Source organism: Adonisia turfae CCMR0081 (assembly GCF_011009555.1).
In the GTDB taxonomy this organism is placed as follows: domain Bacteria; phylum Cyanobacteriota; class Cyanobacteriia; order Phormidesmidales; family Phormidesmidaceae; genus Leptothoe; species Leptothoe turfae.
The window spans coordinates 7038576-7051932 of the sequence record NZ_QXHD01000004.1; the positions used below are offsets into that span (position 1 = coordinate 7038576).

17 protein-coding genes are annotated in these 13357 nt (G+C 47.5%); 10 read left to right on the forward strand and 7 right to left on the reverse strand.

All coding sequences use genetic code 11. The features are described 5' to 3' along the window. On the reverse strand, positions 1 to 482 hold a 482-nt coding region (locus tag DXZ20_RS34005; protein ID WP_250566024.1), incomplete at its 3' end, for an OB-fold nucleic acid binding domain-containing protein. A gap of 200 nt (positions 483 to 682) precedes the next feature. Next, a complete protein-coding gene (locus DXZ20_RS34010) occupies positions 683 to 1711 on the reverse strand; it encodes an adenosine deaminase (protein ID WP_006518281.1) in 1029 nt (342 codons plus the stop codon). Between the two features lie 370 nt (positions 1712 to 2081). Between DXZ20_RS34010 and DXZ20_RS34015 the strand changes: the two genes are divergently transcribed. From DXZ20_RS34015 to DXZ20_RS34035, 5 genes are all read left to right on the forward strand, one after another. Then, positions 2082 to 3419 (forward strand): adenylosuccinate synthase, encoded by a 1338-nt coding sequence (locus DXZ20_RS34015; RefSeq protein ID WP_163663403.1) that lies wholly within the window; start codon positions 2082 to 2084, stop codon positions 3417 to 3419. 174 nt (positions 3420 to 3593) lie between these two features. After that, positions 3594 to 3884 (forward strand): 50S ribosomal protein L25, encoded by a 291-nt coding sequence (rplY, locus tag DXZ20_RS34020; RefSeq protein ID WP_163663401.1) that lies wholly within the window; start codon positions 3594 to 3596, stop codon positions 3882 to 3884. 131 nt (positions 3885 to 4015) lie between these two features. Next, on the forward strand, positions 4016 to 4315 hold the full coding sequence (locus tag DXZ20_RS34025; RefSeq protein ID WP_163663399.1) for a hypothetical protein: 300 nt from the start codon (positions 4016 to 4018) through the stop codon (positions 4313 to 4315). Between the two features lie 111 nt (positions 4316 to 4426). Beyond that, a complete protein-coding gene (locus DXZ20_RS34030; RefSeq protein WP_163663397.1) occupies positions 4427 to 5221 on the forward strand; it encodes a YdcF family protein in 795 nt (264 codons plus the stop codon). A 91-nt stretch (positions 5222 to 5312) separates the two neighbouring features. Beyond that, on the forward strand, positions 5313 to 5531 hold the full coding sequence (locus DXZ20_RS34035; RefSeq protein WP_163663395.1) for a hypothetical protein: 219 nt from the start codon (positions 5313 to 5315) through the stop codon (positions 5529 to 5531). 114 nt (positions 5532 to 5645) lie between these two features. Here DXZ20_RS34035 and DXZ20_RS34040 read toward each other — a convergent pair whose 3' ends face one another. Then, complete coding sequence (locus tag DXZ20_RS34040) at positions 5646 to 5888, reverse strand: ferredoxin-thioredoxin reductase variable chain (protein ID WP_006518275.1); 243 nt, start codon at positions 5886 to 5888, stop codon at positions 5646 to 5648. Positions 5889 to 6060: 172 nt separating this feature from the next. Next, positions 6061 to 7911: a PP2C family protein-serine/threonine phosphatase gene (locus DXZ20_RS34045; RefSeq protein ID WP_163703016.1), complete on the reverse strand. Its 1851-nt coding sequence runs from the start codon at positions 7909 to 7911 to the stop codon at positions 6061 to 6063. Between the two features lie 258 nt (positions 7912 to 8169). Here DXZ20_RS34045 and DXZ20_RS34050 point away from each other — a divergent pair, with 258 nt between their 5' ends. Beyond that, positions 8170 to 8547: an NfeD family protein gene (locus DXZ20_RS34050; protein WP_250566025.1), complete on the forward strand. Its 378-nt coding sequence runs from the start codon at positions 8170 to 8172 to the stop codon at positions 8545 to 8547. A 75-nt stretch (positions 8548 to 8622) separates the two neighbouring features. Continuing rightward, on the forward strand, positions 8623 to 9579 hold the full coding sequence (locus DXZ20_RS34055; RefSeq protein WP_163663389.1) for an SPFH domain-containing protein: 957 nt from the start codon (positions 8623 to 8625) through the stop codon (positions 9577 to 9579). Between the two features lie 83 nt (positions 9580 to 9662). On the opposite strand, the gene DXZ20_RS34060 is transcribed toward DXZ20_RS34055, so the two are convergent. Next, complete coding sequence (locus tag DXZ20_RS34060; RefSeq protein WP_163663387.1) at positions 9663 to 10052, reverse strand: Fur family transcriptional regulator; 390 nt, start codon at positions 10050 to 10052, stop codon at positions 9663 to 9665. 120 nt (positions 10053 to 10172) lie between these two features. On the opposite strand from DXZ20_RS34060, the gene purS reads away from it, so the two are divergent. Next, positions 10173 to 10439 (forward strand): phosphoribosylformylglycinamidine synthase subunit PurS, encoded by a 267-nt coding sequence (gene purS / locus DXZ20_RS34065; protein WP_006518270.1) that lies wholly within the window; start codon positions 10173 to 10175, stop codon positions 10437 to 10439. A gap of 93 nt (positions 10440 to 10532) precedes the next feature. After that, positions 10533 to 11231 (forward strand): phosphoribosylformylglycinamidine synthase subunit PurQ, encoded by a 699-nt coding sequence (purQ, locus tag DXZ20_RS34070; protein WP_163663385.1) that lies wholly within the window; start codon positions 10533 to 10535, stop codon positions 11229 to 11231. Positions 11232 to 11358: 127 nt separating this feature from the next. Here the strand turns inward: purQ and DXZ20_RS34075 are convergent, their stop codons facing one another. Beyond that, positions 11359 to 11601: a hexameric tyrosine-coordinated heme protein gene (locus DXZ20_RS34075; protein ID WP_163663383.1), complete on the reverse strand. Its 243-nt coding sequence runs from the start codon at positions 11599 to 11601 to the stop codon at positions 11359 to 11361. A gap of 197 nt (positions 11602 to 11798) precedes the next feature. On the opposite strand from DXZ20_RS34075, the gene DXZ20_RS34080 reads away from it, so the two are divergent. Then, on the forward strand, positions 11799 to 12272 hold the full coding sequence (locus tag DXZ20_RS34080; RefSeq protein ID WP_163703018.1) for a MarR family winged helix-turn-helix transcriptional regulator: 474 nt from the start codon (positions 11799 to 11801) through the stop codon (positions 12270 to 12272). A gap of 65 nt (positions 12273 to 12337) precedes the next feature. Here the strand turns inward: DXZ20_RS34080 and DXZ20_RS34085 are convergent, their stop codons facing one another. Continuing rightward, a complete protein-coding gene (locus tag DXZ20_RS34085; RefSeq protein WP_163703019.1) occupies positions 12338 to 13207 on the reverse strand; it encodes an Rpn family recombination-promoting nuclease/putative transposase in 870 nt (289 codons plus the stop codon). Positions 13208 to 13357 lie beyond the last annotated feature (150 nt).

Genomic DNA, 13357 nt, shown 5'->3' on the forward strand with positions numbered 1-13357 from the left:
TGGTCTTCAAGAAAACGACGAATCGCTTTCATGACCTCATGACGCAAGCGGATATTACGACTCATGCGCTCTCGTCGCAAATCTAAATAGCGGTACTTTAACCGCAGTTCCTCACGCACATTTTCCTCTTCCGCCGTTGAAATTTGAAACGGCAGTTGCTTACGCACGGCGCTGAGGAGTTCAATGCTATCGGCGTAAATTTCTACCTGCCCCGTTGGCAAGTTAGGGTTCAATGACTCGGGTGGACGCTGGCTAACCCGGCCTTCAATTTTCACGACATACTCATTACGTACCTGATCAGCCGCTGGATAGGAGGCCGGGGTACGTTCGGGATCGCTGACAATTTGCACAACACCATCGCGATCGCGCAAATCTAGAAAAATCACACCACCATGGTCACGGCGGCGATCCACCCAGCCATACAGGGTAACAGTCTTATCGATATGCTCGGCCCGCAGCTGACCGCAGTATAAGGTACGCATGGATATAGAAAGAGGGTGATTTTTCGTAGGTTTCAACAAAGCCTACCTATTATCTAGGATTGTTAGGTAGTTTTGAATTTTGAATTTTGAGTTTTAAGTTTGATCCTTTTGAGATTTTTCTGGCAAGCCCAGGACATCAACTCAAAATTCAATACTTAAAACTCAAAATTCAAGGCCAAATCTCCCTTTCCGTAAAACCGCTATCGGACGGCTGCACGGCCTTGCATCATATCCGATAGCATAGACGCTGGCTGCTTTTGGTGGGGCCAGGCAAAAGCATGACGAAACGCAGCTTCTTGACATGCTCGCAGGCCATCGAAACCAATGACGTCCTGAGTTAGCAGGTTTTCATACTCAAAGGGCAGTCGCACATTGTGCAACCCAGCGTTGTCCGTACAAATTGCAATATCCACACCTGCGTCAAAGCAGCGGCTAAAGACCTCTTTCAGCTGACTAATTTCATCGAGGGTACCCGTTTGCCAGTAGGTCGTCGGACAGACTTCTAAGCATTGTCCCCGCGCAGCTACATCCTTGAGCAGTTCTGGATAATGTAGCGGGATCTGAATACCATGGCCAATCCTCATCAGATAGGGCAACAGCTCTGGATAGCAGCCATTGGACGTTTCATAGAGGTGTCCCGTTGTCTTGATCCCCAACGATTGAGCATAGCGATATAGCTGCACAATCTCATCCAGCTTTTCTCGATAGGCTGCATCTCCACCCGCAATGTCAATGGCACAGACATAGTCTGGGTACTGTGCTGCCAGATCAACGGTGGCTCGATTAATTTCGTAGGGCAAACGGGAGTGCATACATAGAATTTGCCGAGTCACGACTGGATACTCGGTTTGTTCACTGGCACGACCAACGATCTCAACGATCTCCGCCATCATGTCCATGCGCTCCCGCTCGCTCATGCTGTGGGGTGTGCGATAAAACGGCGTATAGCGCAATTCAAGATAAGCCAGGTTTTCGAAGATGTAGGCTCCTCGAATTAGACGATAGATAAAGTAAGGCAGTGCTTCGCGAGTTTGAACACTTTCTACGAGGGTATGTAGCTCCAAATACTCTTCTAGAGAGTCCTTGGGTTGAATGTAGAATTGCTCAAACTCGGCATAATTTTGAAACCGCTCAGCTAAATCAGGACGGTTTCTCTGAAAGTAGCGCCACAGGATTCTGGGTACGACAGAGCCCCCCAGATGGCGATGGAGTTCTGCATAAAGACTCATGATGTCTCAATGTATTGGGTGGATTGGTGAAAAAAATTAATTGCTTAATGTCGCGAGAGCAACGACAACCCCACGACCCTTTCAAAATTACGCGGGGATCAAAAATTACAACGTTGAAACAAAAATTAAAAAAGTGTGAAATGCCTATTAAATTAAGTTTTACCTCAGGATTTAATTTTTTGCCTAAAAAAAACTTCAAAACCCTGATGAGCTTAAACTTTAGTTAACCTTTGGGGTTTGAGAAAGTAGCGCGCAAGTTAGCGGAATTTATTTTTTTACTACGACCAAGGTTTATGTTGCATTTGTTGACACTAGCTACCTTGCCTCATCATAATTGTGATTTGTTTGAACTCTAACGCGCGAGATTCCCTTGGCAAACGTTATTGTAATTGGTGCCCAGTGGGGCGATGAAGGTAAAGGAAAAATCACTGATTTGCTTAGTAAATCAGCAGATGTGGTTGTCCGTTATCAAGGTGGTGTCAATGCAGGACACACTGTTGTTGTAAAAGATCAGACCTTTAAGCTGCACTTGATCCCATCAGGCATCTTGTACCGTGATACGGAGTGTTTGATCGGTAGTGGTACAGTTATCGACCCTAAGGAGTTGATAGCTGAACTTGATAAGTTAGATGGCCTGGGAGTTTCCAGTAAAAATCTCTTTATTTCTGAAACTGCCCATGTGACCATGCCTTATCATCGGCTGATTGATCAGGCTTCTGAGGAACGTCGAGGGAGTAAGAAGATCGGCACTACAAAGCGTGGTATCGGTCCCACCTACGCGGACAAGTCAGAGCGCACAGGGATTCGCATTTGCGATCTAATGGATTTGTCAGCTTTTCGCGATCAGTTAGATTGGACAATTAGCTACAAAAATATTGTTCTAGAAAAGCTCTATAATCTTCCACCTCTCGATGCAGAGGAAGTATTCCAGGAGTATGAGGTTTACGCTGAGCGATTACGCCCCCATGTGGTTGATAGCTCTTTGCACATATACGATGCATTGACAAAGCGTAAAAATGTACTGTTTGAAGGGGCTCAGGGAACTCTTCTAGATCTCGACCACGGTACTTATCCCTATGTGACATCATCCAACCCAGTTGCCGGTGGTGCATGTATTGGTTCCGGTATTGGCCCAACTGCTATTGATCGCGTGATTGGTGTTGCCAAGGCGTATACAACTCGTGTAGGTGAAGGACCCTTCCCCACTGAGCTATTGGATGAAATGGGCAATGCTCTTTGTATGCGTGGGGCCGAGTTTGGTACGACGACGGGTCGACAGCGTCGCTGCGGCTGGTTTGACGCTGTGATTGGTCGTTATGCTGTCCGGATTAATGGCTTAGACTGTTTGGCCATTACCAAGCTGGATGTTTTAGATGAGCTGGATGAAATTAAGGTTTGCGTTGCCTATGAGTTAGATGGTGAACGCTGCCATGATTTGCCGGGTAGTGCTAGTCAGTTTGCTCGGTGTAAGCCGGTTTATGAGGTGATGCCAGGTTGGAAACAATCCACAGCGAACTGTCGTAAACTAGAGGACCTGCCTTCACAGGCTCTTGATTATCTAGAGTTTTTGGCCAAGCTGATGGAAGTTCCCATTGCCATTGTGTCGTTGGGTGCTAGCCGCGATCAGACAATTATTGTGGAAGATCCAATCCATGGTCCAAAGCGTGCCCTGCTCTATGAGAACGGTGGCGCATTTAAGGTGGCTTAGATTATGATCATTGGCCCCCAAACGCTAGGATGATAAAGCTCTAAATTACGGTGTTACTGGGCAGATGCCGTATCGCAAAGGTTTGAGGCCAGTGCAAACTCGATTGTAGGCTGACTGGCTGCCTAAAAAGTTGGACGGACAACAATTTCTTTTTTCATCGATCGGATAATTATAATGGAACTGACTCTCGACTGTAGTAAGCGTGCAGATAATGAAAAACCTGGGGCTTTACGTCGCGCAGGTGTGATGCCGGCTGTACTTTATGGCCACGATGGCACTAACTCGGTATCCCTCAAGGCAAATACCCGTGAAGTTGAAGCGCTGATACGTAATGCTAAGGGGCAGAAAGTGGAGTTGAGCCTGAATGTGACTGATATGCCTTGGAACGGCAAAGTCGTTTTGCAAGAAGTGCAAAATCATCCTTGGAAAAGTGAGATTTATCACATTAGTTTCTTGGCTCAATAAGCTTAATTTTTAGCACAGCTATTAAAACCTCTGATTTCTCTAAGAAGTCGGGGGTTTTAAAGAAACCGGGCTTTTTAATGGCAGCCAGTATAGTATAGGCGTTAACTATTCAGCCCTGTTTTACGACGGATATGAAAACGCCTCAAGGAAAAAAAATTATTAATGACATGACCGATTTGATTGTGCCAGCTGCGTTGCGGATTTGGCTGGTCTTTCTATTGGTCTTTGTGTTGTTAGGGTATCCAGTAACGGTCAGTATTTTGTTCGGGGCTGTGGGTGGTTTTGCAGGTGGCTTAGTGTCTGCCTGGTGGTATGCACCAGGAGGAGAGCCTATGCCTAAAGCAGATGGGCAGACCTTGTCTCCCATGTTGCAGTTACCTAAATTGCGCTGGCGCGGTGAGCGGCGTCATTTGCGGCGGCGGCAGCGCTAATATCCATCAAGTTTAAAAAAGTTGATAGACGGTGGGTAGCATGATGGCTATTACATTTTTTAATTCGGTGATTCCATCTACTCAACAATTGACCCTTGATGGACTACTACTATGTTTTTCTTTTTATCGAAGTTCCTTCCTTTACTGATTTATCCGTTGGGATTGAGCTGTTTGCTCCTATTGATAGCTCTAGTTTCGCTATGGAAGTTTCCTCGCCGGTCTTTATTTGCGATCGCAACCGCCTTACTCATCCTTTTTTGCAGCAGTAATCCTTTAATTGCGGTCACCTTTGTCAAAACCCTAGAATGGCAATACTTGCCCTTAGACCCTGTACCCGCCGCTGAAGTGATTGTAGTTCTAGGTGGGAGTACCCGCGCTCAGTCCCCACCTCGTCCTTGGGTCGAAGTTTTAGAAGCAGGTGACCGTATTTTGTATGGTGTCAAGCTCTATAAAGAGGGGGTGGCTCCCTCGATTTTGTTTAGCGGTGGTCGTGTCTCTTGGCAAGGTAATGAGGGTGGTTCAGAAGCTCAGGATATGGCTGCGATCGCGAAAACAATGGGCGTGCCTGAACGCAGTATTGTGCTAGAGAATGTATCCTTAAATACGTACCAAAATGCCGTAGAAACAGCGAAAATCCTGCGCCAGAAAAAGATCACCAACATTTTACTAGTGACTTCAGCTATCCATATGCCCAGGTCTGTCGCAATTTTTGAGAAGCAGGGGTTTGATGTGACGCCAGCTCCTACTGACTATTGGGTTGCTCAGGAATCTCTGGATCAGATGCGAGGAATTTCCCCAGGGACATTTCTCAATGTCTTGCCCGACACCGAAGCCCTTCACTTTTTTACAAGAGCTCTTAAGGAATATATAGGACTCGGCATCTATCGTCTGAGGGGCTGGTTATAGTGAGGTGAGTAGCACCTGTTTCCCCACATGATTTTCAGACTATGCAAGGTTAAACGTTGACCTCCACCTTAACTTTCTGACTAGCTCGAGTATGTTCAAACGTTCTTTAGAACCTCCCGCAACGAATGTTGGTGAATCGATTCAACTACAACAAATTGCCTACGAGTTTCGTCAGGAGGTTAGATACCGTGATGACTTTGAAGCCTATTGCCAGTGGTACTACGACACGGCTGAAAAACATCGTACAGAGCTCGCTGCAATGAAAAACGATATCCCTTTCTTTAGTTGGTTTTGTCGTAGTCGTACCTGAGGAGACTGTTGGAGTTAAGAGAGGATGGTTTGGCTAGAGAGTAGGATGCTGACATACCATTAAAGTGTTAGCCAACGGCTCAGCTAGCCTAAGCGGTAACTGTTGAGGGAGATGCTAGAGTACTTCTAATTCTGCTGATGACAGGTGAGCTTTGAACGGTCTTTTGGCACCTTCAATGGCAAATTCAACCACGACTGGAAAGTTAGGGCTAATGGGGCGTCCTTTCCAGTCAGTTAAGACTTCTTTGATGACTCCTTCCATGCCCTCAGCATTGTGAGGTTGATTTCGGTGTTGAGGATGGTGAAACAGAACAACAGGAGTGGAAACCCGTACGCGATCGCCAGCTTTCATAGACATGCAATAATCCCAAAAAAGAAAAAACGTGTGATCGCATTGCGAACCACACTGTTCATTAAGTTGAGAATTATTTTCTCATAAGATAGCACCCTCCATGTAGCTTTAACAACTCAGTAGTTGTTAAAGTCGGGTAGTCTTAGCTCTATCCTTGGGTAGGTTGCTAAGCATCGGATTAAGAATCGGGTGCCGTGATGGGTTCCTGTTGGGGGTCATCCGGGATGGCAGCAGGGCGTAGATTTTGCCAAACTAAAACTCCGGCTACACCAGCTACACTGACAGCAATCAAGAGCAAAATGCTCAAAACCAGAGCTTGTAAGGATCTTCGCGGTTTCTCTTCAGTCGGTGTCTCCATTTCTGTGGGCTCCTCACTCTCCCCATACAGTAGGGCTTTAGACGCCGCAGTCAGCTCTGTGGGATAGCTTATGTCCTGTTGGGTTGTTATGGATGGAGGTGTGATCGGGTCGTCAATAATGACCGTATCACCTGTCATGGTGCAACTCATGAGCACAACGGCAACATTGTCATGCCCATTCTTTTGATTGGCTAATTCCACCCAAGACTCTACGGCAGTGGGTAACGGCACAATATTTTTCACAATCAGGCCGATATAGTTAGCCCATGATGTTTCTACGCGATGATTGTCGCTGAGGCCATCGGAGCACAGTAACAAAACACCGGTTTCATCCAAGATAAAACGTTCCACATGGGGTTTGAGGCTATCGGCCTCGCGGGTGCCTAGAGCTTGGGTGAGAGCACCGGCATCAGTGTGGGCATAGGCAGCAGCGGGGTAGCTTTTGCCGGATGTGATTTCACGTCCTGCCACATCGTCATCTACCGTAAGTAAATGACAGGCTTCGGGGGTGATCCAATAGGCGCGACTATCACCCACGTGGGCAATATAGAGCTCGTTCACTTCTTCGTAGCCCTGCGGTGTGGGAATGCGTTGGGGAATCATCAGGGCGGCTACCAGGGTGGTGCCCATGCGCTGCCGTTCGGTTCGCCCTTGGCTATCGTTTTGGCTAGCGACCAAGTTATTGGCAACCCTAATGGCGGCTTCAATCTGGCCCATCACCACATAGGGAGGCAGAGGTTCTTCTTGTTCAGCAATTTCTGTCAGCAGCCCCCTGAACTGTAGCTGGAGCGATCGCACCACGGTTTGGCTAGCAATTTCGCCACCCGCATGACCACCGACTCCATCGCAGACCACGGCAATCCGAGGCAAGCTAGGCAAATCAGCAGGGCTAGACCGCTCTAGTTCCACCTTGCTAGGGTAGCAGGCATCTTCATTGTGGGGCAGTTGGCCACTGCTGGTGCTACCCGCTACCTGAGTCGCTAGCGACATATCCATTGCCTGGCTCAGTAGAACTCGATTAAGTTGCTCAAGGATGCGATCAAAATTTGGCTGAGACCCATCGCACTGCTCTAAAACGGGTCGGAGATTATTGGCAACTGCCGGTACTGACTTAGACAGCAGCGCCGCAATCAAATTCGCCAGATTTTGAAGAGGTGGTTGCCCCGGAATCAAATTACTTAACCGTATGCGCCAGCCATCAACATGGATAGCTTCAGGGGCTGTCAAGCTAGCCGCCATATTCATGCCAAATAAGTGGGGCCACAGATTAAATAGCTGCCAGCACCAATAAACTTGGCGAAATGGTGTGGTTCCAGCCCAGGCTGTACCTAGGGTGGGCATCAGCCTGCCATGACGATCAATCGGGGCATTATCGAGCAGTAATACAGGGCCATCAATCAGCTTGCATTCTCCATAAACCGTTGGTAAGTGCAACTGGTGAGGATAGGCTCGCAGGTAGGGTAAAGCCGCCGCTGAAACAGTTTCTGGATGGTCTGGAGGCTCTGGAGCTTGGGTATCATGCCATATACCTGGACTAAGCACCCAATAGCGTTCATTTACGCTTTGGCCAGGTGGCACATCACGCCCAGGTCCCAGGGCTAGAACGTATTTTTTAAATGGGTAGACGTCCATTTGAGTCATGTCAGCCAGCGATTTTGCCGATATAAACATTTGCCATGTCCAGAATTGGAATTTTTACCTAAAGAAACCATAGGCTTCAACCTGGACGCGGTTTAGAACTACAAAGGGAAAAAGATTAGGTTAATGGTAGTCGCAAAGCGCTCAAATGAGGAATTCTTTAACAATGAGGAGTTCTTTAACATCTCTGCCGATCTGGATCTGGCTGGATTACCCTTGAGATAGCTAAAACGTGAAATACCAATGAGCTTGGCGATTTTTTGGATTCTGCTTGGCGTAGCACTCTGTGTTATGGAATTAATGATTCCAACGGCATTTTTAGAATCTGCTTTAGGGGTGAGTGCCATTGCCGTGGGGGTGCTAGTGATGCTGCTGCCCATTGCATTTAGCTGGCAGGTGGCACTGTGGATGGTGCTTTCAATGCTGCTGTTCTGGGCACTGCGACGGTTTTCTCCACGGCGACAACCCCCTGCGCTCATGGATTCAACAGAAGCAAGAACGATTACATCGATCCCAGCAGGTCAAAGTGGACGCGTGATATATGAGGGGAATTCATGGCCTGCATGCTGTAGTGATCAAGATGTTGCGATCGCGACCAATCAAACCGTCATTGTCGTTGGTCGTCAGGGGAATACGCTAATTGTCATGCCCGAAAGCGCCCTCTTGTAGAGACGGTTGTAGGGGGCATTGCCTGCGACGCCCCTACAAAAATATCCCAAAATATTTTTTAGAAAGACACACATCATGGAACAACTTGTACTTCTGATTATGTTGGCTCTTGGCGGTTCCATGGCCGCTGGCTCAGTCCGTATTGTTAATCAAGGAGATGAAGCCCTAGTAGAAAGCCTGGGCCGATATAACGGCAAAAAGCTCCAGCCTGGCTTAAATTTCACCGTGCCCTTTATCGACAAGATGGTTTATAAGCAAACCATTCGCGAAAAAGTGCTCGATGTCCCCCCTCAGCAATGCATTACCCGCGACAACGTTTCTATTAGCGTAGATGCCGTTGTTTATTGGCGGATTGTCGATTTAGAAAAGGCCTACTACAAAGTTGAAAATCTACAAGCGGCCATGGTCAACCTGGTGCTTACCCAAATTCGGGCAGAAATGGGCCAACTAGAGCTAGACGAAACATTTACTGCCCGTGCCGACATTAATGAGACCTTGCTGCGGGAGCTGGATATTTCCACTGATCCCTGGGGCGTCAAGGTAACTCGTGTAGAACTACGAGATATTGTGCCGTCTAAGGCTGTGCAAGATTCCATGGAACTACAGATGGCTGCCGAACGCCGCAAACGTGCCGCTGTACTGACATCGGAAGGTGAGCGTGAGTCAGCGGTGAACGCAGCTCAAGGCCAAGCGGAAGCAGAAGTTTTAGCCGCTGAAGCGCGCAAAAAAGCAGCAATTCTGGAAGCAGAAGCAGCGCAAAAGAGCATTGTGCTTAAGGCTCAGGCCGACCGGCAAGAAAGTGTTCTGCGGGCTCAGGCCACGGCAGAAGCTGTGCAAGTGCTAACTCAAAAACTAAAAAGCGATCCCGCCGCCCGCGAAGCGCTACAGTTTTTGCTGGCCCAGGGCTATCTAGATGTCGGTAGCAAAATTGGCGCTAGCGATAGCAGTAAAGTCATGTTTATGGACCCCCGCGCGATTCCTGCCACATTAGAAGGCATGAAATCCATTGTGGGAGATTTACAGCAGCAGTAGCCTAGAGGCTGCCCCAAACTGATCGGGAGTAAAAAGATGGGCAATATGGGCAAGCTAGTGATCCCAAGTTTAGCTGGAACCCCTTAACCTGAGGCCGCTTGGCATTTAGCGCAGAGTCCGAAGAACTCTAATGTGTGGTAAAAAATGCGGAAATGATGGGAATCGTTGAGGTGCTTCTCCAGCTCATGGACTGGACACTCTTCGATGGGTAGCGATGCACCACAGCGGAGGCAGGTCAGGTGGTGACGATCTTCATGGGTCAGACTGTAGAGCGATTCCCCATTAGATAATGTCCGTACTTGAACCGTGCCATCTAGTTTCAATGCTTCGAGGGCTCGATAAACGGTGGCCAGACCAATGCGGCTACCATCTTGTCGCATCACACCATGCAGATCCTGAGCAGATATGGCTTGCTCCTGATTTTGTAGTGCTTCCAGGATGCGCTCCTGGTTACGGGTCCGACGAATAGCCATGGGATTTAAGGAATGTGTTCTATTAGCTTAGATCGTAGTACCGTGCTTAGGGTAGACCTGCTGGCGACGTGATACCAGGGGTGCGATAGTATTAAATTTGTCTACTTCTGGATTGACATTGTGGCGCAGACTTATCAGGCTCAAGTGTATGTGACTCTTCGTCCTTCGGTGCTGGACCCGGCGGGTACGGCGGTGCGCTCTGGATTAGAGCACATGGGATATGACAATGTGACGCAGGTCCGCATTGGGAAATATATAGAGGTTTCGCTGACGGCGGATAGTGAAGAGGCTGCGAACGAGCAATTGGATCGCATGTGTGATCAGCTTTTGGCAAATCCGGTGATTGAGAATTATCGGATTGAATTACAGACGATGGCGACCGCCTAATATTCGATACTCCGTAGGGTGAACACTGCCCACCATTCAACATTTAGGCCCCCAGCCCATTCCCCAACCCATTCCCCACCTATTTTTGGTCCCATGAAATTTGGTGTCATTACATTTCCCGGTTCTAATTGTGATCGCGACGTTGTTTACGTCACCCGCGATATTCTTAAGCGTCCCACCCATCGCATCTGGCATGAAGATAGCGATTTAGGTGATATAGATGTGGTGGTGATCCCCGGTGGCTTTAGCTATGGTGACTATCTGCGGTGTGGTGCTGTCGCCCAGTTTTCTCCGGCGATGCGGTCTGCTGTGGACTTTGCCAATAAAGGCGGTTTGGTTTTGGGCATTTGTAACGGCTTCCAGATTTTGACTGAGGTGGGACTGTTGCCCGGTGCCCTAATGCGGAATCGAGATATGCGGTTTATTTGCGATCGCACTCCTCTAAAAGTAGAGCGCACTGCTCTGACTTGGACCAGCAACTACACCCAGGGGCAGGTCGTGACGATTCCCATCGCCCATGGTGAAGGTTGTTATTATGCTGATACAGATACCCTAAAGTCTCTAGAAGATAATCAACAAGTTGTTTTCCGCTACAGTAGCTCAGATGGCACTGTTGACAACAACAATAACCCCAACGGATCCCTCAACAACATTGCTGGTATTTGTAACAAAACCGGTAACGTGCTTGGCATGATGCCCCATCCAGAGCGAGCGGCAGATACTAGACTCGGTGGAACCGATGGATTAGCCCTGTTTGAATCTGTCTTACAATCGGCCCTCAGTGTCGCTTAGCGGACATCCCCACAACACAACAGGCTATAAATTGCTAGACCATAATCAAAAGTAGGCTTCCAGCCTCAATACTTACAAACAGCCTGCTCTACACATAGGCATCTTCAGAGCAGGCTATTTATATTTGCTAAGATTTCTGCCAATAATTGTTAGCCGCAGCAACAGTTGCAAACTCAGTCGCAACGGTCTGCCCCACAGCGATTAGCATCATGGCATCCGACGCATAGACATTTCGCAATTTATCTCTCTCGGCTGCATCTGGCTGCGTCATTTTAATAATGAGCCGCGCCATTTTAACAGCTAACTGCCGTCCCTCCTCAGGCGTATCAGTAATCAAAGAATTACTCGGAACCAATGTAATTTCTTCCATGGTAATTGCCTCTAGTTTTCAGAATGTAAAGCTTTAACACAAAATAAATCGTGTGCGAATTAATCGCGCACGATTTAATGATAGCAAGTGTTCTTGAAAAGTCAATCGTGCGCGATTAATTCGCGTGTTGCTATGATTGGAAGATAGCTGGTGCCCCTGGTAAGGCCGTCTATTTATGCTCTTTGTGATAAGAAGTCATGGTTGACTCGATTTCCCACCCTAGTGAATTTCTTCAGTTTGACGATTTCCTGTGCTTTGCACTCTATGCTGCCAACCACGCTATGAATCGTGCCTATAAGCCATTGCTCGATAAGATTGGGCTTACCTATCCTCAGTACATTGTGATGGTGGTGTTATGGGAAAAAGATGGACAAGCTGTTAGAGAATTGGGAGAAAGGTTGTTTTTGGCATCGAATACGCTAACGCCCTTGCTAAAGCGGTTGGAAAAAATGGGTTACGTCACCCGACAGCGGGATCCGAAGGATGAACGCAAGGTGCTCATTTATCTGACCCAGGTAGGAAAAACCCTCAAGCAAGATGTGCTCGAGATCCCTGGCTGCATTATTAACGCTACAGGTCTTACTTCGAGCAATCTGGAGGCTCTTCAGGAACAGTTGTCTCTGCTTCGCAAAAATCTGGAAACTGCTCTAGAAACAGGTACTATTGACTAGAGATAGTTTAGGTTTGTTTGGGGCAGTATTAGCGACAAGATTAAGCGTGAACTGCTTCTTTGCCCTTATTCTTGCCGTAACTGCTGAATTTCCTCGATTAACAAACCTGTTGTTTGGCTAATAGCATCATCGTCCAACATTGGTAGCAGCCTTCGAGCAATATCCAATTGTGTTTGTTGCTGTCCCCGTTCCATTCCCTGTTGGAGACCCTGCTCTAGAGCCTGTTTAGAGGCTTTAACAATGGCGCCACGCTGATCCTGAATAAACATTTCTTGGTGTTCTAAATCATCCAACTCCTCACGAGTAAGGTTGGCTTGATTTGCTACATTAAATGCCTCTTTGATGGCAGTCACCACCCGCAGGGACTCTGGGATGGTCTCTAGCTCACGGGCATGGTTGAGAAAATAGGCCCATTGATCGGTAAGACTGTGCAATTCGTCTAAGGCACGGTCGAACTTGGGCAATTCCCCGAAGACCAGTTCCAGATCGTGAATGGGATAGTCGAATAAAAAGTTTTTTTCCTTGAGGATAAAACGGGAGAGCCAGCCCTCAAATTCTGGAAACATGACAAAGTCGGTAATTGTCAAGGCAATTACCGGATTGAGCAATGCATAGTCATGACCCTTATTCAGTTGGATGGAGTAGGCTTTAGCGGCATTGTAAAGAATACGTTTTTCAAATCCTTCTAGATTTAATACCTGCATCTCAATAATGACGGTGCTGCCATCGTGGAGTTGGGCTTTCACGTCCAGATAAGTGTCTTTAACGCCACGAATCCGAGGTGCCTGGTAGGGGTTAAGAATGGTTAGATCCTGAACTATATCGTTGCCTTCGTAAACCATCCCGTTTAGGAAACTCATGAGGATGTCCTTGTGTTCTTCAGAACCAAAGATTTTTTTGAAGGCAAAGTCCGTCTTAGGATTAATAAATGCCATAGCAAACAGGTTTGGCTAATTAAAATGCCAATGCTTTTATCTTATTGCATCTTTCAAGATGACATGAGCGTTGACACTTTTTGATGGTCACTTGGTATGTGGGTCGTACCTGGGGGATCAGAATTAGGTCAATCCTTCTAAGACTTGAAT